Annotated in this window: 20 protein-coding genes; 6 read left to right on the top strand and 14 right to left on the bottom strand. The window is 47.1% G+C overall.

Annotation, left to right across the window (positions count from 1 at the left end; translation table 11 throughout):
• Positions 1-6: 6 nt before the first annotated feature.
• The 5 genes from OXH00_11215 to OXH00_11195 form a co-directional block, all read right to left on the bottom strand.
• On the bottom strand, positions 7-981 hold the full coding sequence (locus OXH00_11215) for an acetyl-CoA carboxylase carboxyltransferase subunit alpha (protein ID MCY3741581.1): 975 nt from the start codon (positions 979-981) through the stop codon (positions 7-9).
• Positions 982-1,108: 127 nt separating this feature from the next.
• Positions 1,109-2,731 (bottom strand): BCCT family transporter, encoded by a 1,623-nt coding sequence (locus OXH00_11210; protein ID MCY3741580.1) that lies wholly within the window; start codon positions 2,729-2,731, stop codon positions 1,109-1,111.
• Positions 2,732-2,848: 117 nt separating this feature from the next.
• A complete protein-coding gene (locus tag OXH00_11205) occupies positions 2,849-4,156 on the bottom strand; it encodes a hypothetical protein (protein MCY3741579.1) in 1,308 nt (435 codons plus the stop codon).
• A gap of 588 nt (positions 4,157-4,744) precedes the next feature.
• Positions 4,745-6,838: a DUF3352 domain-containing protein gene (locus OXH00_11200; protein ID MCY3741578.1), complete on the bottom strand. Its 2,094-nt coding sequence runs from the start codon at positions 6,836-6,838 to the stop codon at positions 4,745-4,747.
• Positions 6,839-6,897: 59 nt separating this feature from the next.
• Complete coding sequence (locus OXH00_11195; protein ID MCY3741577.1) at positions 6,898-7,983, bottom strand: aldose 1-epimerase family protein; 1,086 nt, start codon at positions 7,981-7,983, stop codon at positions 6,898-6,900.
• A gap of 312 nt (positions 7,984-8,295) precedes the next feature.
• Between OXH00_11195 and OXH00_11190 the strand changes: the two genes are divergently transcribed.
• Genes OXH00_11190 through OXH00_11170 form a run of 5 tightly spaced genes read left to right on the top strand, consistent with a single transcriptional unit; the run spans position 8,296 to position 10,943 of the window.
• Positions 8,296-8,859: an HD domain-containing protein gene (locus tag OXH00_11190; GenBank protein MCY3741576.1), complete on the top strand. Its 564-nt coding sequence runs from the start codon at positions 8,296-8,298 to the stop codon at positions 8,857-8,859.
• Positions 8,860-8,906: 47 nt separating this feature from the next.
• Positions 8,907-9,383 carry a GIY-YIG nuclease family protein gene (locus OXH00_11185; GenBank protein ID MCY3741575.1) on the top strand — a complete coding sequence of 159 codons (477 nt, stop codon included), beginning with the start codon at positions 8,907-8,909 and terminating at the stop codon, positions 9,381-9,383.
• Positions 9,384-9,400: 17 nt separating this feature from the next.
• Positions 9,401-9,955, top strand: coding sequence for a hypothetical protein (locus OXH00_11180; protein ID MCY3741574.1), 555 nt, complete (start codon positions 9,401-9,403; stop codon positions 9,953-9,955).
• Entirely contained in the window at positions 9,952-10,338 is a 387-nt protein-coding gene (locus OXH00_11175; GenBank protein MCY3741573.1) for a tautomerase family protein, read from the top strand. Before OXH00_11180 ends, OXH00_11175 begins: the two co-directional genes overlap by 4 nt.
• Positions 10,339-10,367: 29 nt before the next feature.
• A complete protein-coding gene (locus tag OXH00_11170; GenBank protein MCY3741572.1) occupies positions 10,368-10,943 on the top strand; it encodes a hypothetical protein in 576 nt (191 codons plus the stop codon).
• Positions 10,944-11,230: 287 nt separating this feature from the next.
• Here the strand turns inward: OXH00_11170 and OXH00_11165 are convergent, their stop codons facing one another.
• From OXH00_11165 to OXH00_11140, 6 genes are all read right to left on the bottom strand, one after another.
• Positions 11,231-11,872 (bottom strand): hypothetical protein, encoded by a 642-nt coding sequence (locus OXH00_11165; GenBank protein MCY3741571.1) that lies wholly within the window; start codon positions 11,870-11,872, stop codon positions 11,231-11,233.
• Between the two features lie 122 nt (positions 11,873-11,994).
• The gene (locus OXH00_11160; protein MCY3741570.1) at positions 11,995-13,383 is read right to left on the bottom strand and encodes a selenium-binding protein; all 1,389 of its coding nucleotides are present in this window, start codon (positions 13,381-13,383) and stop codon (positions 11,995-11,997) included.
• Positions 13,384-13,556: 173 nt separating this feature from the next.
• The gene (locus tag OXH00_11155; protein MCY3741569.1) at positions 13,557-14,438 is read right to left on the bottom strand and encodes a hypothetical protein; all 882 of its coding nucleotides are present in this window, start codon (positions 14,436-14,438) and stop codon (positions 13,557-13,559) included.
• Positions 14,439-14,451: 13 nt separating this feature from the next.
• Positions 14,452-15,402: a DUF362 domain-containing protein gene (locus OXH00_11150; GenBank protein MCY3741568.1), complete on the bottom strand. Its 951-nt coding sequence runs from the start codon at positions 15,400-15,402 to the stop codon at positions 14,452-14,454.
• A gap of 115 nt (positions 15,403-15,517) precedes the next feature.
• Complete coding sequence (gene murQ / locus OXH00_11145) at positions 15,518-16,402, bottom strand: N-acetylmuramic acid 6-phosphate etherase (protein ID MCY3741567.1); 885 nt, start codon at positions 16,400-16,402, stop codon at positions 15,518-15,520.
• Positions 16,403-16,430: 28 nt separating this feature from the next.
• Positions 16,431-17,336: a hypothetical protein gene (locus OXH00_11140; GenBank protein MCY3741566.1), complete on the bottom strand. Its 906-nt coding sequence runs from the start codon at positions 17,334-17,336 to the stop codon at positions 16,431-16,433.
• Between the two features lie 415 nt (positions 17,337-17,751).
• On the opposite strand from OXH00_11140, the gene OXH00_11135 reads away from it, so the two are divergent.
• Positions 17,752-18,693 carry a YCF48-related protein gene (locus tag OXH00_11135; GenBank protein ID MCY3741565.1) on the top strand — a complete coding sequence of 314 codons (942 nt, stop codon included), beginning with the start codon at positions 17,752-17,754 and terminating at the stop codon, positions 18,691-18,693.
• 15 nt (positions 18,694-18,708) lie between these two features.
• On the opposite strand, the gene OXH00_11130 is transcribed toward OXH00_11135, so the two are convergent.
• The 3 genes from OXH00_11130 to OXH00_11120 form a co-directional block, all read right to left on the bottom strand.
• Positions 18,709-20,637 (bottom strand): WD40 repeat domain-containing protein, encoded by a 1,929-nt coding sequence (locus tag OXH00_11130; protein MCY3741564.1) that lies wholly within the window; start codon positions 20,635-20,637, stop codon positions 18,709-18,711.
• A gap of 372 nt (positions 20,638-21,009) precedes the next feature.
• Positions 21,010-22,059 (bottom strand): BMP family ABC transporter substrate-binding protein, encoded by a 1,050-nt coding sequence (locus OXH00_11125; protein MCY3741563.1) that lies wholly within the window; start codon positions 22,057-22,059, stop codon positions 21,010-21,012.
• Between the two features lie 253 nt (positions 22,060-22,312).
• Entirely contained in the window at positions 22,313-22,762 is a 450-nt protein-coding gene (locus tag OXH00_11120) for an NUDIX hydrolase (GenBank protein ID MCY3741562.1), read from the bottom strand.
• Positions 22,763-22,797 lie beyond the last annotated feature (35 nt).

The following is a 22,797-nucleotide window of genomic DNA, read 5'->3' as shown; positions in this document are numbered from 1 at the left end:
ATTAACCTATGCAGCAGAATTTTCGCCGTAAAGCCCGATGTGCCGATACCGTTCATATCTTTGTTGGACGAGTTGCTGAGGGGTCATCTGCATCAATTCTGTGAAATGCTTGCGTATGGCGCGTTTGACACTGCGTGCTGCGGCTTCTGGATCCCTGTGTGCACCGCCGAGCGGTTCACGGATGACCTGGTCGATGACATCTAATTTGAGCAGATCGGGGGCAGTAGGTTTATAGCCTTCGGTTGCCTCTGGGGCATGCTCGCCTTTGTCTTTCCATACGATACCGCTACAGGCTTCAGGGGGTGCGACGCAATAGACGGCATACTCCATCATCAATACGCGGTTTCCGACAGCAATTGCTAACGCCCCGCCGCTCCCGCCTTCACCGATAATAACGACGAGGATTGGCACGCGCAGCTGCATCATCTCAGCGAGATTTTCAGCGATTGCCATGGCTTGTCCGTATTCTTCGGAACGGAGATCGAAATGCGCGCCCGGTGTATCAACGAAACAGATAATGGGTCGGTTGAACTTATTTGCCAACTGCATCAACCGCCTCGCTTTGCGATAACCTTCTGGATGCGTGTATCCAAAATTCATCTCTTGACGCTCTTCAAGGTTTGTGCCTTTCTGCTGCGCGAGATAGACGAGGGGATGTCCATCAAACCATGCGAAACCACCTATGAGTGCGCGGTCGTCGCCGTACAACTTATCGCCGTGAATCTCGGTAGGTTCATCAAGGAGTGCGTTGATGTAGAAGGAGGCTTGTGGACGTTGCGCATGGCGCGCCAACCTCACTTTATCCCAGCGGCTTAGTTTTTGGAAGGTCTGCTTTGTAAGCACATCTGCATTTTGCTTTAGGGCATCAATCCCTGCTGTAAGGTCTAACTCAGGATGGTCTTCCGCGAAGGCTTCCAATTGCGTGAGATGGTTTTCTAATTCAATGAGCGATTTTTCAAATTCAAGTTCTGTTGCGTTCATATTTATTGGCTTTCAGCTTTCGGCTTTCGACGGTTGGTTAAGAGATGCTTGACGCAAGCAAACCTCTTAACCGCGCGCCGAGAACCGACAACTATTCTTCCGACTGCCGATTGCTGACAGCCGATTGCTATTCAGATTGACGGGCCTCTTTACTAAGCCCGATCCAGACACAGATACCCATACCTAAAATCACAATCGCGAACGGAAAGCCCGTCGCGAGCGAAGCGGCTTGTAATGCTTTCAGCCCTCCGCCAAGTAAGAGTGCGATAGCGACTAAACCTTCCACAGTACACCAGAACACACGTTGCGGTACCGGCGCGTCAACCTTGCCACCCGCCGCGATGATGTCAATAATCAGAGAACCGGAGTCCGACGACGTAACGAAAAAAATGATTGTTAACGTCATAGCGACGCAGGAGAGCAGCGTTGTCCACGGAAGTCCTTCAAACATTTTGAATAGGGCAAGTTCGTAAGTATATGTCTCAACATTTTCGGTTACACCCGTGTAACCTTCAGCGAGGAACTGGTGGATAGCAGTGCCACCAAAAGCACTAAACCAGATTAAGCATAACAGCGTCGGTAGCAGAAGAACGAAGATGACAAACTCACGAACTGTGCGTCCCTTTGAAATCCGAGCAATGAAGGTGCCGATGAACGGTGCCCACGCGATCCACCATGCCCAGTAGAACGTCGTCCAATCGTGGAAGAATCCAGTATCTTCACGCCCAATCCAGTTGCTGAGCGGAATAATCTTCATAACATAGGTGCCAAGTCCGGTAAAAAGCGTCCGAAGAATGTAGAGCGTTGGCCCGAGAAGGATAATAGCCGCCAGTAATAAAAAGGCGAGAATTATATTAAATTGACTGAGACGTTTGATACCGACATTAATACCTGTCATCACTGAGATCAGCGCGATGGAGGTGATCACGACAATTAGGAGAACCATGGTGACAGGGGCCACTGGTATTCCAAACAGATGGTTAAGACCGGAGGTCACCTGCTGGACCCCTAAACCGAGCGAGGTCGCTAGTCCAAAGATACCAGCGAATATAGCGAACGTGTCAATGATGTGTCCAGGCCACCCCCATATCCGGTCACCGAATATCGGATAAAAAGCAGATCGGATCAGGAGCGGTAAACCCCGGTTATAGGCGAAAAATGCGAGGGCAAGTCCAACAACACCGTAGATCGCCCACCCTTGCAGTCCCCAGTGGAAAACCGTCGTCGCTATACCCAAGGAAGCCGCCGCTTGAACCTTGGGATCCCCCGCATCGGGGACATTTCCGGCATTGTATTCCGTCCCTGGGTCATAAACCGTTTCTGTCCCCAGCGGCGAATAACTACCACCCTGAAAATACGTAACCGGCTCCGAAACGCCAAAGAAGAGGAGCCCAATGCCCACGCCTGCTGCAAAGATCATAGCAAGCCAAGTTAGGTAAGAGTATTCGGGTTTTGCGTCTGTGCCTCCGAGACGCACTTTTCCGAGTGGAGAAAACGCCACGACCAGACAGAAAAGAAAAACAAGGTTGGTAGAGATCATGAACAGCCAATCAAGGTTCGTGGTGAGCCAAACCCGAAGACCCCCAAAGAGTTTGGTCGCACCTTCTTGGAAAATAAGAGACCCGATAATAAAGACAACAATAGCGATACTGGAAATCACGAATACAGGCGTTAAGTAAATCTCTAAACCGAATAATTTCCTATATTCCCTTTCCCTCATATGTTGCGGTTGTTTTCCTTCTTCGTGCATTTTCAAAGTTCTCCTTTTTCAAAGAGTTGTCAGTTTGCCTCGCAGTGAGAGTTAAGGGGATTATCAGGAACAATCTGCCGCTTAACTGAAAACTGAAAACTGACGACTGACAACTACTTAGAAATAATAACCGAAGTTGAAATTAAGTCGCAAATTCCAAGCATTATTTCCGTTAGCACCAAAGTCCCCGGCACCATCGTAGATATTACCATAGCCTTCTTTCTTACCATCGGCTGTCTTGTTACCGACAAAAGAGTTGCCATCGGAAAGTCCTACATCGCTATACACATACAGTCCCCCAAAGATTGTCCAACTTGCGCCGATTGTCACGAGAGTACTGGCATTGTAGTTTTCCACCGTTTTCAGGATAGTGCTCCATTCTACATAAGGCGTGACGCTGTCAATCCATGAGATGCTTGAGGTATCTATCCCACCATAACGTAGCGAGAGCGCGGGTATTAATCCCTCGGACGCGATGGGCCACGCGAAGTCATAAGCCCCCATCGGAATTAAATCCCCGGTGCCCCAAGGCGTGTCATCAGTGATATTATGTGCGTAATAGGAGAATTGCGAAAAGAGCGTGAAATCCGCAACAGTATTCTTCATGTGAGCAGAGACAGCATAGTGGTTACCGCTATCATCATCCCCGACATTTGTCCCTTTCAGCATCCCGAATTGCAGCGATGCCCCCACGTCAGCGATACCCTCAAGGGCATAGATTGCTCGGAGGTTCAATTGATGTTGCTCATCAAATCCATTTTCACCAGCACCCCATTCAACGTTTCCCTTCGCATCGGCTTTTTCTTCCCATTTGACGATGTCATAGGCGTATCGCGAACTCGCCAGACTACCATACTTTAGCGGCTGAGGTTCGCTCATGAGGAAGTAGCCCACATCAAGCGTCAACTTATCAAGGGTGTCAGTCCATAGGATCCCCAAATCTGGATCGTCAGCAAGTCCAACATAGAAATGTTGGTCAAAAAACCAACTCGTAGAAACGCCATAGGCACCCGGTCCAAAGGGTACCCGAACAATCCCGGCTTTAAGCGTACCCAAATCACCCAAATTATACCCCAACCAGGCGGTATGTATCATGCTGTAACCGTGGGTTCCCCCATAATATCTGGGATACCACCGGTATTCAAGTCTACCAATGATATTTTGATAGTCCAAATCAGCATTGAGACGGAATATCTCCAGATCAACATCACCGATTTTTTCGCCCCGCCCTTGATCAACGTAAGTGCCATAGATGTAGTTCATCCGGAGTGCCCCGCCGATTTTAACCGGACTTTTCTTCGGTTCTACGGTCTCAACTGCCGCTGCAGTCCCTTCGGTTGTATCGGTTTCCGCCATCGTGAATGAAGAAACGATAATCAAAAATGCGATGCCGAAACTGAATATGAAACTTATCTGTTTATGCACCAGTTCTTCCCCCTTAAGTCGGTAATTAAGTTAGGGCTTACGCAATTCCCTGGTAGGTGCGGTTTTGCGGTGTACGCACCCACATTTGGTTTTCTACACACGGAGACCAAATTTTGCTTCGCAGTCAGAATGCTTTACATTTGCGATTTGCATTCCTAACCCCACCTACCGCGGCGCCATAGGCATAATTCTCTGATTTTGCGTAAGTCCTATTATAGCGTGAGTTCAATATAAGATGCCAGATGCGAATAGGTTCTAAAAAATTCTGTGGCAAATTCGCGCTGGAAAATATCCGTTGTGAAACGTTCACAAACTTCATATTTTCACAAAAGTTATAAATATATATTATCAAAATCTCATTTTTTGTCAAATTTTAAATTGATATAAAGTCAATAGTCATCAGGGTTTAAACATCAGTTATGTTAGGTCATATTTTTTCACAATAAAATAAAAATATATAAATGTCGTAATAAAACTCTTTGTGATTCGCCGCTATTTTCGGAAGACTTAATAGAAAAGAAAACACAAGTTGACACCCTGATAAAAAAATTCGCCCACAATCGAGTTGTGGGCGAGTTAGAAATCCATCTATTGCATCTGTTGCATATTCTGCATCATCAGAATCATTTGGATGGCCTGCTTGAAGTCGCCGAGGGTGAGAAGCAGGTTTGCGCCGATTCCGCCATCCTCTTGGACTTTAGCAGAAAAACCGATGCTGTAAGTCTCAGGCACATTCATAAACATGCCTGCGAACATTTGCATGGCTGCGCCAGCATTCGGGTCGGCTTTCGCAACAATAGGCATGAGACCTTTAACCATAGTCATCGGGGAAAGAGCCAAAAGCAGGTTATTGTCTGTCCCCAACGTACCCGTCAGTTTCTGGTAACTTGCATTTTCAGAAAGGCTTTCACCCATTCCAGCTTTCCTATCCAATGCGGCTTTAAGCAGATCAGAACCACCGATAGCAAAAAACAGTTGATCTTCGTGAAAGGCATAGTACCAGTGCCATTCCTGAGGTATCATTACAGCAGCTTCAGGTGGCATCTCACCAAAAACCGAACCGAAGTTGGGGAAGATATAACTTTTTATTTCAACGTCGTTGTGCATCAGCGGTTGACCAGCATGTGCCCCATCGTACATGCCTAATTGTGGCATATTTCCAATCATTTCCTGCATGATCTGCATTGTGTTGCGGAGTTGTTCAAGAAACATGTCATTCATGTAAGTTTCCGCCAGTTGTTTATCCTTCATCTCATAGACGATCAGATAATCCGGGATAATGCTATCGCCAAAATTGACAGTGAACCCCCACTCATCGGCGAGAGATTTATAGAAAGTTGTCATCTGCTCGGTGAGTGCCTCCAATTTCGCTTGCTGCTCTGGAGCACTTGCTGAAAACATTTTTAGCCATAACATGTTCATGTCAAGCAGTAATTGTGTATTCCCTTGAAAGGCGCCATTTACAAAAGCGAGATTTGGAAGATCGCTGAGAACTGCCAATTCGTCAGGCATCATCTCTGCCAAGGATCGCTGAATTTCGCTATCGTTCTTGAATTTTAAGGTCGGGGCAAGTTGTACATCGGTCCCCTTCACTTCAAGCGTCGCGCTTAGAGATTCCAACTGCTCAATTACATTTACGACTGAATCAAACATAGACGTAAGGAACGGAGCAAACGCCATAGCGGCAGGGTCGCTTTCAAGACCGTCGCGCATTGATTCTGATTCTTCCTTAATCGGAGCAGTCAGCAGCGGAGCAATGGATTCAAGGTTGAAATGTGCTGCGATCTGCGCGTCGCCCTCCATAATATCGGTGAAAAATGAAGTGTAGCTTGGGTTGGCTGCGACAGATTGTTCGGCTCCCTTATAGGTATCAATAGCACTTTCGCACACTTCAGCGGATTGAGAAAAGACAAGCGTATTGTCCAAGATAGCGAAACTACCGCCGCCACCGCTTGCGTTCCAATAAGTTACACCGTTATATTCAACCGGGGCACTTCCTGCACTTTCAGCATCAATGACCTGTTTCATGGCTGCAGGATCTGTTAGATGAACAGTCGCAGAAAGTTGCGGCGGATTCAAAGAGGTCGTGAAGATCGCAAAGTCTTGGTTCAAATCAAGTCCAATTTCCTCTAACTCAGCGAGACTTTCAAACCCAGCTCCAAAGGCATCTGCTAAGATTTCGGCAAGAATTTCTGGGGTTTCATCTGTTGGGACCAAGTCTGTCACCAGTGTGTTAATCCGATAATCCAACTCCAGCAAACTCGGACAATAGATAAGCCCTATTGTTTGTTTTGGAATCAGATGTAACACACTACCGTTCGGAATCTCCACCATTTCAGGTTCAGTTTCATGCGATGTTTCCGCGTCAGTCTCATGTTCTGCCGTTTTCTCTTCGGATTCATGTTCTGATGCTTCTTCGGCAGGCTCATGTTCCGCGTCAGTTTCGTGTTCTGACGTTTCTTCTTCGGATTCATGTTCTGATGCTTCTTCGGCAGACTCATGTTCTGATGCCTCTTCCGCAGATTGAGGCAGCTCGTCCATTTCTTGCGATTCCTGTACCGGTGCCGATTCGGCAGCTGCTGAAGTCGTAGCTGGAGGTACTTCTTTCGCGCCACAGCCGACGCATATACACATTGTGAGAAGTGCTAACGCGATAAGAGGTAAAGACAAACATTTTTTCATTTTAATTTCTCCTCAGTCGTAGGGCAGCCTAACGCTATATTCCTACGAGAATAGTATCATCAATTTTGCGTTTGTGCGATTTTTTCTTGGAGGGCATCAATCTCTGCATTGGAAGTCAGCACACCGATTTCGACTTCATAGTGCCTACGACCACCGGGTTCAATATACTGTAACGTGCCGCGTTCACGCTCCTTTGCCCTGCCTTCTACACCGCAGTTTGAAGGTTCCAAACCGAAGACATAAGTGCCTTCACCACACATTTTCCACTGAACAAAATTTGGAAACTGCGTCTTGTGATAGCGCACCGATACACCGATGCCTTGTCCATTATTGAACCCACGGTTTACTAATGCGACATAGATGTGGTTATCAACATCTGGTTCCATTTCATGGTAGAAAGCCTGCTCTTGAAAATCGACGGTTGGCGGTTCGCAGAGGTTATAGTTATTTAAGTTTGTGGCAGCTTGTTCATCTCGCGGTGTGACTTGTGAGGAGGGCGCAAGTAGTTCACTGTCTTGGGTAAGGATCGGAAATCCGACATTAATATGGAAAAGGTACATGTGTGGTGAATCTTGGTATCCCAAATTTTCAACAATATCTTCAATGTGCAACGTACGCGATCCGAGTTCTGTCCAGATCCTGCGAGTGCGCGAGAGGTTTTCGCCCAAAGCGGCGGTTTCTTTAACCTTGCCCTGCGCCCATAGCATATAGCGTTGTCCTTCCCACCGGCTGTCAACCCAAACGTTTTTTGCAGGGATGTGCGATACCCGTCCGTGAAGTCCGAGTGCCTCGTCGTCATCTTCATTGGGTACACCGACTTGTCGCATCCCACAAGTCGTCAGTAAACCGCCGTAGAAGCTGCGCAACCAGCCGAGTCCATCAGGTTCGTAATGTGCCGGATTGACATCGCCTGTACTCGAACGCCAACAGAGTGGAATCCCCTGATATTCGGCGTAAGCGACATCTAACCCACGGCTCGGTAGCACGGTGAAATTTAAGCCGCTACCGGTTCGGAAATCAATTGCGTCAACACCTTTTTCATTGCCATCCGTCAATTGATATACCTTTGCATGGGCGATTTGCGATATATCTCCGACATGGCGAAGCAGTTGTATTCTGTCATACGTTGCTCCATATAGGTTCATTAAATAAGGTTCTCCTTCTGGGTGCAGCTTGATAATTTTAATGGATGGGCGTTACTTTCAAGCCCGTATATTGAGAAAACGGATTAAAGTTTTAGGTAAAGCAAAGAAATTATAGCATAGACAGCAAAAAAAAGCAAGTTTTCGTTTCGGGATGGTTAGAAGCAAGCGCGCGATCTTTATCGGACACAACTTTCAGTTGTCCCGGCTTCAGTTTTATGGTATGCTTAATATTGTTGGAAACAAGCTGTGCGAACTGCGTAATTTCGCATTAAGAAATGAGTTGTAAACTCATGTCAAGAAAGGAAACGCTCTGTGATTGAAACCATAAGAAATAGAATTGAGGAGATTGTTGAGCAGGCTTGTGCTGCTGATACCAACATCTTCGGTTACGATATTTGGACGCATCACATCTTACCAGTCATTCAAAACGCAAAACAGCTCGCCCCACGCTTTGATGCTGACCCAGAAATCGTCGAATTCGCTGCATTACTACACGATTACGCCAGCATCAAGGACAAAGCGCTTTACGCTGATCATCACATTCATGGTCCAATTGAAGCGGAGAAACTCCTCAAGCGTTTCGACTATCCAGAAGAAAAAACGGAAGCTGTCAAGGATGCTATCGCAACACATCGAGCAAGCGTAACAGTTGAACATCGGAGACCAGAGGGAGCATGTCTTGCCAATGCCGATGCCATGTCCCATATTGAACACGTTCCTTCGCTTTTATACTTGGCGTACATTCACCACGGAATGGGAATTGATGAAGGTAAAACATGGGTTAAAACAAAACTCCAACGGAGCTGGCAGAAGTTACGAGAGGATATCCAAGACCTCGTTAGAGATAAGTATGAAGCCGCGTTGAAGGTCCTTTAACAAAAAATTGAAAAAACAAACTTAAAAATCTGGAGGATCCCAAAGTTATGATAGACTTTTCTCCAAGTTCAATACCGAAAAAACCTGGCATATATGCAATTTACGATCAGAGCAAAAAACTAGTATACGTAGGGCATGGTAAAGACCTACGAAATCGTATCACGAATCACATAATCCGCCAAGATAGCAGCGTTACAACAGGGGCTTCCGCTACTGTACTGAATCCAGAGAAAATTTCTCACATTCGTTGGTGGCTTCACGAAGAGTTTGCAGATGAGGATCGTCGAAAAGCTGCTGAATTCATAGCTTCCAAGGTGTTGAACCCTGTCCTTCGTAGTCGTAGTAATGTTGAAAAGAAGGCCAAAACTATTCTTAAAGATCGAAGCTTTTGCGAGAAAATGGAACTTCTGTTTGATAAAGAACCACCAGAAGCTTTCTACCCCAAGACATTCGATAACTTGGCAAATTTGGTGTTGGAACTTCATGAACGTGTGTCTAAATTGGAGAAACAACTGAAGACCTAGTTAAGGACGATATGAAAATGAGCAACGCACTCACTGATAGCGAATACGTCTCCCCTATGACCTCTGACAGAGTTCACTGGTTTCTTGATCTGTTTAATGAGCTCGATATCAAAGTCTGGATTGACGGTGGCTGGGGTGTTGATGCGCTCTTAGGTGAATGCACTCGGGAGCACCAAGATTTGGATATTATCATCTCATGGAAAAATTCAGCAATACTCACCGAGGCACTCTCCGCGCGCTGCTTTGTTGACATCCATACCGATGACCGTTCGGACCGAAACTTTGTGATGGGGCATCAATTACACGGAAAAATTGACTTTCATGTGGTTGAACTGATGGAAAATGGGGGCGCAGTCTACGGTCCAGGAGAAATTGATTGGATTATTACTGAACCGGAACTGAATGCTATAGGTTCTATTGGTGGACGGCAAGTTCGATGTCTATCAGTGGATTACCAAGTGCGTTCACATTTCGGATATATGTTGCAAGACACCGACTTTTCGGACTTGCGCGCATTGCAAGAAAAATACGGCGTTGCGTTGCTCCCTACGCAGATTAAGGAAAAATCATGATCATCGTATACGGCATCAAAGAAAAGTTGAATCCGATAAAGGCACAATTATCAGACGTAATCCACGACTGTATGCAATCTGTACTTGGGATGCCAGAGGACAAGCGAGCACACCGCTTTGTGCCTATGGCGAAAGAAGATTTCTACTATCCCGGCGGTCGGACTGATGCGTATACTGTCATTGAAATCAATATGATGGCAGGTCGTCAAGTGGAAACCCAAAAATCCCTTATCAAAACGCTTTTCAAAGAGATAGAAAGTCAACTGTCCATTTCCCCGATAGATGTTGAAATCACGATAAAAGAGCAACCACCGCATTGCTGGGGTTTTCGCGGTATAACAGGCGATGAAGCCAATGATCTAAAGTATAAAATCAAGGTTTAACAAGACAGTTATACCACATGGAAGAATGTATGTCTGCAATAAACCAGTGTTGTTTTATTATCGGTGGTGTACCCCAATCTGGAAAGTCAAGCCTTTCAAAAAAGTTGCGAGACAAACTTGGAGCGTCAATTTTCCCTTTGGACGCAATCGTCTCTTCAATGCACGACGCGTTCCCGCAACTTGATATCACGCATTTTACGTCAAACCCGCGAATCGTTTGTGAAAAACTTTCAACATTTACCCAAGCATTGGCACGACATACAAAATATGAAGGTTTGAATTTTGTCATAGAAGGGTATCATATATCCCCCAAAACCGCCTCTGTTCTTCATAAAGAAGGCTTTAAGTGCGTGTTTTTGGGTTACGTGGATGTCAATGTTGAGGCAAAAATCACTGAAATACGGACATATACCCGAATAGATCATTGGACAACATCTCTCTCAGACTATGAATTAGGGAATCTAATTATCCGGTATCAGAAGGAAAGTCGTGAGATCCAAGCGGAATGTTTTAAGTTAGGAATTCCGTTTGTGGAAACTAACCATGTCCAAGCAGCGATTAATCAGGCATGGACAGAACTTGTGGTGAATCAAGAAGGCATATAACGGTTAACAAAACAAGAAAGCGAGGCATTGAATGGTTAAATACGAATACAAAACCCTAACCCTCAAACAGAAAGGGTTAGGGTTTGTTTCCCGATCAATTCCGGCCCTTGAAATGACGCTTAATCGCGAAGGAAGCGAAGGTTGGCGACTCTGCGAGATTGTTATACCATCTGCAGCTTTTGGAGATTCAACCAGCGCAATTGTGATTTTTGAGAAAAAAAATAAAGCAAAATGAAGAGTGAGCCTCTCTAAATATAACGTCCCAAACGAAAAACACGCAGTTTCTTCTAATGCTTCAAGAAAAGGGTAACAATACCAGCAATCATCAAAGCGATAGACCACAGCAGATCCAGATTAAACCACGCCTTGCGGAGCAACGCGAGTCCTACCACCTCATAGACGATAACCGCCACAACCCCCATCACGAGAAAAAAACTGAGGGTATGTACCCCAACGGCAGACAGTAACATCACTGTGTTATCCGTCATGCTTGCGGGTGCGTGGTGCATGTGCCCTGAAGCCTCAGCAGCAGGCATCCGTAACAAAAGCGGTGCCAGCATCAAACCTGCACCGTGCGCGGAAGCCATCAGAAAGGACCAGATCGTTAAGTCCTTGAAGTTAACACGCATACCGACCCATTTCGGATGTCGAGCACTAAAAAATTTGTACACGCCAAAACCAAACAACACAGTTGCACAAGCAATGCGAAGCACACCCTCCGGCAGCTGTCGCTGTGCTAAGGCGATAACGAATACGACAACGGCAATGGATAGCGCGTGTCCAAGTGCCATCGGAAAGAGCGCACCGATAACGGCGCTTCTCCGTTTTTCCTGCATGCCTAAAGCAACAGCAAAAAGCCAACCCATCCCTGGATTAATACCGTGAAATGCGCCGAGACCAAGCATGCCCCACCATGAAATGGTATCCATAAAAATGCCTTTCTGGATATAAAAACGTCAAATATTTTTTATAGTAATAGGGGTTGGGGGATTTAGTCTGGGAATAGACTAAATCCGTTCCTTGTATTACATTCCCAACCCCTACGAAATGCCTACGGATAACAAAAAGTATCCGAAGAACTATCGCCACCTTGCAACCGAATCTGATGCGCGCGGCTATCACCGAAGTCGACGAAGAAGTCAGGATCCAATTCAAAACCACCATCGGGGTTGACATCCGCCTTCACCATCCATCCATTTGCGCCATCCGGATAGAACTGATTATCCCATGCAACGTAGAGAGAATTAGTGAAGTAGAGACGCTTGCCATCCCGACTCAATTCAACCATCTGCGGACCGCCACTGACAGGTCCAGCAGCCGGGTGCGGATGCGATTTGGTAATACCGCCTATCTTGAGGGTGCCTGTGTGCTTCGGATTAAGCGGGTCAGATACATCGTATTGCAGCATCTCTCCGGTCCCCCAACAAGAGACATATAGGAATCGGTCATCTAACGAGAGGATATGGTCAGTGACAAGCGGAGGAATCATCCCGATATCCTTCAAAGCCGGTGGCAAATCATCTGGATTTTCAGGAACTTGTGCCGGAATATCAATAATCTTTTTGATGTCCCAATTGTCTCCATCTTTATACCATGTCCAGATAGAACTGGAGAGGTCAGTCATATTCAACACGGCATTGACGAACCCATGCGCCTTCGTTGGGTCGTGCGCGGGACGTAATTCCAGAATCATTTGATAGTCATCGCCCAAATCTAAGGTCTGGATATTCTTGCGATGTCGGATATCCCAGATATGGATTTTATGTCCGAATTTGCGGGCACCCAAATCTTCAAGGCTTACACCGTTTTCAATCATTGCTGGCGTGCCCCACTCACTGGTGACAGCGACATCATAACCCAAGTGCCACCAGAAATCGTAAGACAGGGATTGAGAGCCGCGTTCTACTTCCCACTGCCCCAAGATATTGAAGTTATAGTGATCCATAAGGAATATCCCGCCAGGACCTTCTTCTGAACCGGCTGAAGCCAAAGCACTAATGTAGATGCCTTCAGGACCGCAGTGTACTGTATGCGGACGGGTATATCCTGATCGTGATTCAACTTCATTGGCATCTAAAGTTTTAATGAGTTTCGGTGCCTTCGGGTCCTCTTTCACGTCAAGGATATAGATATGGGAACCGCGCAGTGCTGGCACAACGAGGTAACGCCGTTCTATATAAGGGTGTGGTGCGTAGGGGCAGAGTGCTGCACTACAAGCGTTCCAACCGAAGTGGTGGATTTCGTCGCGAACACCGAGCTCCAGTTTATGAACAATCTCGCCATAAGTATCGGACGCTGGATTGAGGTCAACCACACACATAGCGTCGGGCTTGTCATCATCTCTCGGCGCAGCGACATAAGCAACATCTTCAATAGGTGCCTCAATCGCCATCTTAGGGGATGGATAAAAAGTTGGATCAGGTTTCCACTGTTGTAACAAGTTTATTTCTCCTTTTTAATAGTTGTAGTTGTCGGTTATCAGCTACCAGTCGTCAGTTGTCAGTTAAGAAGGTCTTGGGGTGTTAAAGTTTCTGGAGAAGTCTATCGATTGACGGAATACCAGAGCAAACCTCTTTAACTGATAACCGATAACTGAAAACTGATAACTGACTACTATTCCTCATCGTTTTTTGCGCGGTCGAGCCAACCAGGTAACCTGATGCTTTCAGATAATTGCCACGCTGTCAAATAGAGCGAAGCTGTCCAACGGACCGCTTCCCGCGCTCGGTCATTTGTAAAATCAACCAGAGCAGGTGTCGGGTTTTTCAAATTTTTCCAGTCTTCGGCGAGTTCGTAAACGTCGTCTACGAAACTGTGTTCAGCTTTGATCTGCTTTATTATCGCTGGCATCAAATCGTCAACAGCTTCAATCTGTTGTCCCTTCGCGAGATTCATCGGCTTGAGTGCCAAACGCTCAATTGCTGAATCAACCTTCTCATGGATACCCTGATGTAGGCGTGTACCGTCCGGTTGCTTAATCCCATCAAAATGAATGGTTAAGTGTAAGGGTTGACACATATCCTGCGCGTAGTGTGAGAGAAAGCCGGCATAGACGAAACACTTACTCTGGATCATCGGATTGTCGGGCCATTTACGATACTCAGCAAACGCGAGTGCGAGTCGTTCCGTCCATTCTGCTAACGCATACGGGAGGGTGCCGACCTCGCGCGGTTTAAATCCGAGCTCAGCACAGAGTTGGATATGTGCCTCACGTCCTTCTGGAATCGGATGCTCTCCGAAGAGTTCTACATCAATGTAGTGTTCACCGTATTCCGCTTGCCGTGCGTGTGGCGTGACTCGCTCCTTAGATAGATCAGGGTCGTAAGAGCAGTGGGCGATCATTTTTCCGGCGTTACGGAAAAATTCAGGCATATCTTCAGGGAGTGATTTGACGGCTGCCTGTGTCATGATGTCGTGTCCGCCGCCCCACCATGCCCACGCCGGTGTTGTAAAAATGAACGAAAACAGGATCAATATATGAAAGAAACGTTTCATGATGCTCCTCTTATCAATCAGCGGCGAGATAATCCTCAGCGTGCGCATCCTGCCACTGAAACTGTTGTTCGGTTGTTTCATGCGGTTTAAAAGCTGTCGCGACCGTCTCGACAGCGGGTCCAAGGATTTCAATGTTGTTTAGGTCCGCGGTGCCGTATCCCATTTCGTTGGCATATTGGAATAGCCCGATCTCCAGTGGCTCAAATCCCATCGCTTTTGTCGTGACGGCATCTGCAGCAAACACATCACCGCTTACAACTGCGATACCGAGTGGGACAGAATCCGTCCCGCCGGGACCATTGCCTTGTAGTCCAACGGTACCGTCAACGATAGCAATGTCAGGCTTAAGGTGACGTGAGAGCCGGAGCAAGTTGATATTGAGCGTCTGTGCCTCGCGTGGTAGTACTCGGTCTGCATGGCTATGGTAGCCGTGCATTTTAATCCGATCCTCCTTATGCAAGGTTCCCATAATCATATTCTTCATAGCAAGCGTCACAACTCCAGCATCGTGCGTTTTAGCGATAGCGACGGAGATGGTGCAAGGACAATCAAGGACTATCTTCGGCATCCGGACAGTATCTTCCTCACGTCCAGCAAGAAAAACTCTGGTTTCTACCCATTCGGTCTCTTGATGCAAATCGACAAGTCGGATGGGAACATCGTGTTCGGCTTGAAGCGCGTCATAACCGAAAATCTGGAATGCTTCACCAGAAAATTTCTCATTCGCCCCTTCAGCGATAATTACCTCTTTCGGAGGTTGTGGTGTGCTTAACAGAAAATCCAACGCACCACGCATCGCGTCCACGTGCGACGAGGCGAGCTGGTTCGTGCTGGAGAGAAAATTCGGTTTCAACAGTACCTGTTCACGGACTTTCGGCGTGAGATCCTGACGTATGTTGTCTAACGCTTGAAAGACGTTAGAACGCCGCCTGCCGGTTTTGGCAAGTCCAACTTTGGTATCCATCGGTTTCTCCTTAATATTTTTTTTGTGCCCTAATCCCTCTCGATGTTGACAGGAGTCCGCCCATTACTCGGAAGGAGGGAAAAATCGGAGCAGAAACCCAATCGTTAAAAATTTTTCAGTCAAGAATATGTCTCAGAAAGCCGGAATGCTTTTCTAATAGTGCTTTGGCAGCCGTCGGGTCCAACCCTCTTGCGAGCATTACAATAGCGAGTTTCGCTTGACCACCCGCCTGTGCTAAAGCTGCCTCGGCTGTCGCAGCGTCTACATCAGTAACAGCTTGAACAATCCGAATGCTCCGAGCGACAAGTTTCGTATTAGAGGCGTTCACATCTACCATCAGATTGTTATACACCTTGCCGAGTTTTATCATAGAGACGGTTGTGAGCATGTTCAGCACCAGTTTTGTGGCGGTTCCCGCTTTCAATCGGGTTGAGCCAGTGATAATTTCCGGTCCGACAATCGGTGTGATGAAATGCGTCACCCATCCCTTTAATTGATCAGGCGGCGGAACACAGCAGAGAAACATCGTTGTTGCGCCGATGGCGTGTGCTGCCTTCAAAGCCCCGATGACATACGGTGTCCGCCCACTACTTGCAATCCCGACAAGCACATCTTGCGGTGTAAGTTGCCGTTCTCGAATAGCGTCTGCGCCGCGTTCAGGTTTGTCCTCCTCACCCTCCACGGAACGGCGCAAGGCGACATCGCCTCCGGCAATAATTCCCTGTACCATTTCAGGAGGCGTGCTAAAGGTTGGCGGGCATTCGGAGGCATCTAACACGCCAAGCCGACCGCTTGTGCCTGCACCTACATAAAATAACCTGCCGCCGTCGCGAAACGCAGCGACGCACAGGTCAATAGCATGCGCGATTGCCTCGGATTCCGCTTCTACCGCTGCAACCGCTTTTTGATCTTCTTCGTGAAAAACCTGAACGATTTCTGCAGTTGATTTCAGATCAATATCGGTAGAATTCAGATTTCGCTGCTCCGTTGTGGATTGCATGCGTTCCTTCACTGGTAACAATTTTCTGTCACAATTTCGCCTGTGCTACTAACATGGCACCATACGCCGGGGCATGTTTTGGAAGTAGCACTGATGCCTCTGGGGCAATTTTCGCGAACTCTCGGCGGAGTTTGTCAGCAAATATTGCCTGATGGATAAGATTACCACCGCTGAGAACAATATCAAATGCCTCTACGAATTCCAACTGTTTAACTACACTATTTGCAGCACAAACGAGTTCCTCAGCAGCCGCATTAACAATCTGTTCTGCTATCTCATCCGTTGTTCGGGCAGCGTCAAATACGATTTTAGATAGTTGCGCGATGGTATCCCTACTTGCAGCATGCACCCAGCGAATAAGGTCACCCGGTGCGTGCAGTTCAAGAGCACTAAGAATTCGGTTCGTCAATTCGGTCGGTCTGCCTCTGCCATCAGCGGCACGAGCAACAGCGCGGAGGCCTTTGATGGCGATGTCGTAACCGCTCCCTTCATCACCGAGTAGATACCCCCATCCACTTGCGCGTGCTTCTTTGCCGTCAGCGTTGATGCCATAGACGATAGCACCTGTCCCTGAAATGACAATTACACCCTGCTGTTTCTCAGTGCCACCGACGAGCGCAATGTGTGCATCATGCGTCAGGATGCGATTTTCGCTGATACCGAGTTCATCACAAATCCTGCCAATTATTTTTCTATCCTCGGCACGTCCCAAGCCTGCCATTCCCAGACAGAAGTGGATAGAACTTGTTGATCGGATGCCTGCTTTCTCACAAAGTTCTTCGACAACGCTTTTCAAAACCGTTTGTGTTTTCGCCGCACCAACGACGTGGTAATTGGATGGCCCCGACTGCACTTGTGCGAGACATTGCCCTGTTTCCGTCGTCAAGATACCAACTGTTCCTGTCCCGCCGCCATCGATACCAATGATGTACATGATATTCCAATGTTAAGTGGTGCCTTCAGCGTCATTCAGTTCTCCATTAATCGCGTCTTTCATCTGTAGAGAATAGACACTCCATAACATTGCCCTATTTTGTGCAACTCAGAACGAAAGTATGCCCCATTTTGTGCAAAACTTTATGGCTATTCTGTAGAGTGCCCTATTAGCGCAGTATTATCCAAATCGGCACAAAACTTGCTATATATCGTATACAGTTGTCAGTGATCGGAAACCGTTCTCCGGTAATTCCAATTTTTCGCTCAAAATTCTTCGCTGGCGAGGTTTGAAACCGCGTCTACCGATTACTGACCGCTGGTAAGCACTTGACAATCCACAGTAAATTCCATACAATATAGTTTATCACGATTCAGAAATGGATGCAATAAAAATTTATTTAGAGAGGCTCAAAATGCAGAAGAAAAACTACCTCGCGCTCTTTATCCTATGTGGAAGTCTTGTCTACCTCGGTTGTACCCAAGATTCGGTGCAATTTGAGTGGCGACAAATTGAAAGCGGTACGGGCGAACATCTTTATGGAGTCCATTTCGTAGATGCGAAACACGGATGGGCAGTTGGGACTGCTGGTATAATACTATCTACTACCAACGGTGGAATGACTTGGACTGCCGCATCAGTGTTGAAAGACACGCTGACACAAGTTAATTTTACGACACCGAACAACGGTTGGTTTGCCAGCATCGGGAAGGTACATTATACCGGCAGCGGTGGTGCCTCTTGGAGCATGCAACATCAAGTCCGCGGTGCAGGTAAAAGACCGCCGGGGATATTGGATCTGTATTTTGTGAGTACGACCGAAGGTTGGGCAGTCGGTGGATCAGGTACTATTCTTCATACAACAGATGGTGGGAGTCGTTGGGAAAACCACAGAGATCTTTCAGATAAACATTTATGGGGAGTCCATTTTGTTGACCCAGAACACGGCTGGATCGTTGGCGAGGAAGGTGAAGTACTCCATACCCAAGACGGCGGAAAACGGTGGGTTCGCCAGAGAAGCAGCGTCGAGCAACCGCTATTTGCTGTCCACTTCGCAAACCTAACGCATGGGTGGATTGTTGGTACAAACGGGTTGATCCTCCACACCGCTGATGGTGGGAAGGCATGGCATCGACAGCAGACACCCGTGAATCAAAGTTTGCGGGATGTGGCGTTCCGCGACGAGAACCGCGGGTGGGCAGTGGGTGAAAAGGGATTAATCCTCCATACAACAGATGGGGGTGATATGTGGAGCCGTTATCCGACACCTGCGCGACATAATCTGCAGGACATCCATTTCCACAAAAACGCCGGTTGGATCGTCGGCGCGAAGGGGACTATCCTGAGAGGTCATTAGGATTTATGCCTTAACTTATTTGTATCGCCACAAGACTGTGTCGACATCCCAGAGAAAAATCCCGCCGGATTCACCACTCGCAAGCGTTCTACTATCTGAAGAAAATGCGACTACTGAAACAGAACTTCTATTCGCTGTTAAGGTAACCAATGCGCGGCCTGTGGTTGGATTCCACAAACGGATACCATCTATTCCGCTGCTCGCGAGCAACGTTCCATCCGGAGAAAAGGCTACGGAATAGATATCGCTGGTGTGGGCAGTCGTTGGGTTTTTCTTATGTCCTGTCAGCGTTAACCTTTTCTCACCCGTAGGAACATACCACAAACGGATCGTAGGATCCTTAAAGCCACCACCACTTGCCAGGAACCGACCCCCTGGAGAGAACGCGAGGGTCTCAACACCGTATTTTTCTCCAAGGGTTTTTAGCAAACGACCTGTCTCAACATTCCATAAATGAATTGCTGATAGCCATCCGCCGCTCGCAAGGAGCTGCCCATCTGGAGAAAACACCACCGTTTTGAATTCTCTGCCGTTGCCTGTGAAAGTCTTTAACAAGCTGCCTGTCTCTGCATCCCACAGTTGAACGGTCGCGTCTCTACCCGCACTCGCAAGCGTTTGACTATCTGGAGAAAAGGCGCATGCATTAACGCCTTTATGGTCTGAAATAGTTTTCAACAGTTCACCGGTTTCAGGATTCCAGAAACGGAGCGTGTTGTCAGGAAAACGCGCGATGCTCGCAAGGTACCGTCCATCCGAAGAAACGTCCACGGCAGTAACTGCCCCTGTGTGCCCGGTGAGCGTACGCAGCAAGCCTCCTGTCTTTCTATCCCACAAATGAATTTTATCATCCCCACTTACACTTGCAATCCACTCCCCGTCTGGCGAAAACGCTGCATCTCTACCCCAGTCTATATGCTCCATGAGGACTTTCTTTTCCTGACCGGTTTCTGGACTCCACAACCGCAGTGTGCTGTCAGAACTTGCACTGGCAAGGGTGTCGCCGTTTGCAGAAAAAGCAAGCGTGCGAACCGTGTCTGTATGTCCTTTGAAGGTTTTCAGTAAATCTCCGGTGCGCGTATCCCACATCCGCAACGTCGTATCACCTTTCTGCCCTCCAGCTACCACACGACCCTTTGAAGAAAAGGCTAAGGTGTAAATTGAACCCGTGTGTCCTATAAGTTTATGAAGTCGTTTTTCGGTGTGTGCATCCCATATGTACAGTTCCGTATCATCGAAACCTGCAACAGCTGCGAGTGTCCGACTATCCGGAGAAAACACCATGGAAACAACTTGAGAGGTGGGGCCCAAAACCTCTTGCTCACCAGTTTCAGCATCCCACAAATTAATTAAGCCGAACCTCGAATTCCCAGCACCAAGCGCGAGGATTTGTCCATCTGGAGAAAACGCTGCGGAATTGGCTGGGACTGCGCGATCCCTAAACGTTTTCAACAAATTGCCAGTCCGCACATCCCATACCCGAAGGGTGTCTTCATAACGCGCAAAACTCATGAGTCTACGACCGTCTGGAGAAAATGCTACGGAAACCACCTCCACTGGGCCCCCTACAACTTCACCAAAAGTTTTCAGTAGATTCCCAGAACGTGCATCCCACACAGATAGCCTACAGTTCCCCCTCCCACCAGCAAGTCTACGTGAGTCGGCAGAAAAGGCGATCGCAGTGATGCCACCCTTATTTGCTGCAATTAGGTTATGTGGCGCATAAGTCTCTGTATCATAGAGCCAAATTCCGACTGAAGTCGCCACTGCAAACCGCTGACCATCAGGTGAGAACTTTATATCCTTCACCCTACCCCTACCAATGCGCAATTTAGCACCTTCAGGTAACCCCCATTGTGTATAATCCCTGTCTTGCGTACACCCACTTAACAGAACGGAAATACACGCGAACAGATGAATAGCAGTTAAGAAACGCAACCGTTTCATTTTCTTCCTTTTCTATCTTTAACCCAAGTTGCTACTAACAAGTTTTGAAGGTTCAAGGAGATTTTTCACACACTTTCCTCACCCCGTAGGGGTGCTATTGCTTCGCAGTGAGAATAGAAACGGCGTATTTAAACAACCACACTCCGTATGAGGTTTAACAAATAAATTGGGTAATTTACTCCAGGCCCGGTAGGTGCGGTTTCCTAACCGCACCGGGTCCGACAAGAAAACTGAAAATTACCCGATTAAATTTTTAATCTTCATTAGGAGTGTTATTGCTTCGCAGTAAGGATAAACCAGTAGCTTGCGTTATCTTTAGAGGATTTAAGAACAAAGGAAGTCATCTGTTCCACGGTGTAACTATCGCCAACATTACTCGCGCGGGAGAGAAACAGTGTCCGGAACGACAATCTCGCCAGCAATGATTTTCGCCTTCAGTGATTCAACTGTCGCTACGATGTCATCCGAAAGCAGCGGTTGGTTGTGTTCATCAACGGCATAACTGACCCCGCCGTCTGCAATACCAAAGTATCGGATACCTGCCATAAAATTCCCCTCAGCGGTTTCTCTGATGATGCGCTCCACAGAAGCCGGAATCTCTTTGGTCATACTCGTCAAGACAATGCCTGGTGCAAGATGGTTACCATTGGCGTCAACCCAGATGATAAACTTTTGTGCTGCTTGTGCTGCTTCAAGCACCCCTTGACCGGATCCGCCAGCAGCGACGTAAATCACATCTATCCCGTTTGCATATTGTGCTAAAGCCAGTTCCTTCGCTTTTTCCGGTTGACCGAAACCTGTCGCATCTTTGCTAATGTATTCTACAGTGACTTCTGCCTCTGGATTGACCGCGTGAATCCCGGCAACGTAACCTGCTTCAAATTCTTGTAACAGCGGGACATCTGCCCCTCCGATGTAGCCGATCTTGTTACTTTCCGATTTTAAAGCCGCAATCGCCCCGACCAGAAATGACCCTTCATTGGATTTATAGTTCACTGAAGCCACGTTTGGAATATCAAGCACAACATCAAAGATCGCAAAATTGACATCAGGAAATTCCGGTGCGACACGAGCAAGCACGTCTCCCATCTGATAACCCGCAGTCAAGACAAGTTCTGAATTTTGCGCTGCATCTCTTAGGAGCAGCTCTGTGGCTACAGGATCGTTTTCATTACCGTTAACTTCGGTTAGCGTAATTCCAAGTGCTTCCTCTGCTGTCCTTACACCGATATGGAAAGCATCACAGTAAGCCGCGGAGCCAACGCAATCGCTTGGATATATCATCGTTACACGAAGCAGGGCAATATCTGTTTCACTTGACGGTTCAGCAAGAATTACGTCCTGAATCGTGCCACAACCACAAATTAAAAATAGTCCGAATGCCAAGAAAAGGTATTTGCTCAAAACACTTAAACTTTTCATGTTTCCTCCTCAAAATTTTATGATAAATACGAAATTTGAGAACTGTATGATTAATGAATTCAAGTACTTCTCAATCCAACTTGCTACTAACAAATTCTATGCGTTTGAAGAATCTTTTCCGGTACGTTTCTTCACCCCAGAGGGGTGGTATGTCTATAGAAAATGGGGTATTCAAGCTTGCACTCCAGCGGAGTGCTATTACTTCGCAGTGAGAATAAATAAGTGGCAACTTAGTAGTCAAATTGTCTTGATCTTATAGAAAACATTGCTCACAAATTTGATACGGTTCGGTGGTGTAAACCCGATAAATGACACGTCCCGAAAAATCGAGCATATCTTTCATTCTGTCATAAATAACTGGATGTGATACACGCTGCAAAGCTGAACCACGTGCAACCCACTCAGTTTCTATACTCTCATCGCTCGTCTCTAATTCACCACATATATAATCTCCCAAGAAACCAAGATTCAATATGGTAGGGGACTTGACATTTGAGTAAATACCAACCAGCGACCCGATTGATGTGTTGACCCCAGCCTCTTCTTGAATTTCACGTCGCAACGCTTCGATAAGGTTTTCACCTTCTTCTACTTGACCACCCGGAAACTCCCACCCACGCCGCGGACCCCGTATAAGCAAAATTTTACTATTAGGATGACTTATCAACCCAGAGACAGAAACAATGTGTTTCGGATGAATCACTTAAACCCTCACCTTTAGGGACATCCATAGTAGAC

The sequence above is a fragment of the Candidatus Poribacteria bacterium genome (assembly GCA_026706025.1).
Classification (GTDB): domain Bacteria; phylum Poribacteria; class WGA-4E; order WGA-4E; family WGA-3G; genus WGA-3G.
Note: the sequence above shows the minus strand (reverse complement) of the source record. Positions and strands in the feature narration are given on the sequence as shown.

Bases quoted from the DNA above. Each gene is read 5' to 3' on its own strand.
- OXH00_11215 (MCY3741581.1), bottom strand. From the start codon at position 981: ATGAACGCAACAGAACTTGAATTTGAAAAATCGCTCATTGAATTAGAA.
- OXH00_11210 (MCY3741580.1), bottom strand. From the start codon at position 2,731: ATGCACGAAGAAGGAAAACAACCGCAACATATGAGGGAAAGGGAATAT.
- OXH00_11200 (MCY3741578.1), bottom strand. From the start codon at position 6,838: ATGAAAAAATGTTTGTCTTTACCTCTTATCGCGTTAGCACTTCTCACA.
- OXH00_11195 (MCY3741577.1), bottom strand. From the start codon at position 7,983: ATGAACCTATATGGAGCAACGTATGACAGAATACAACTGCTTCGCCAT.
- OXH00_11185 (MCY3741575.1), top strand. From the start codon at position 8,907: ATGATAGACTTTTCTCCAAGTTCAATACCGAAAAAACCTGGCATATAT.
- OXH00_11180 (MCY3741574.1), top strand. From the start codon at position 9,401: ATGAGCAACGCACTCACTGATAGCGAATACGTCTCCCCTATGACCTCT.
- OXH00_11175 (MCY3741573.1), top strand. From the start codon at position 9,952: ATGATCATCGTATACGGCATCAAAGAAAAGTTGAATCCGATAAAGGCA.
- OXH00_11170 (MCY3741572.1), top strand. From the start codon at position 10,368: ATGTCTGCAATAAACCAGTGTTGTTTTATTATCGGTGGTGTACCCCAA.
- OXH00_11165 (MCY3741571.1), bottom strand. From the start codon at position 11,872: ATGGATACCATTTCATGGTGGGGCATGCTTGGTCTCGGCGCATTTCAC.
- OXH00_11155 (MCY3741569.1), bottom strand. From the start codon at position 14,438: ATGAAACGTTTCTTTCATATATTGATCCTGTTTTCGTTCATTTTTACA.
- OXH00_11150 (MCY3741568.1), bottom strand. From the start codon at position 15,402: ATGGATACCAAAGTTGGACTTGCCAAAACCGGCAGGCGGCGTTCTAAC.
- murQ (MCY3741567.1), bottom strand. From the start codon at position 16,402: ATGCAATCCACAACGGAGCAGCGAAATCTGAATTCTACCGATATTGAT.
- OXH00_11140 (MCY3741566.1), bottom strand. From the start codon at position 17,336: ATGTACATCATTGGTATCGATGGCGGCGGGACAGGAACAGTTGGTATC.
- OXH00_11135 (MCY3741565.1), top strand. From the start codon at position 17,752: ATGCAGAAGAAAAACTACCTCGCGCTCTTTATCCTATGTGGAAGTCTT.
- OXH00_11130 (MCY3741564.1), bottom strand. From the start codon at position 20,637: ATGAAACGGTTGCGTTTCTTAACTGCTATTCATCTGTTCGCGTGTATT.
- OXH00_11125 (MCY3741563.1), bottom strand. From the start codon at position 22,059: ATGAAAAGTTTAAGTGTTTTGAGCAAATACCTTTTCTTGGCATTCGGA.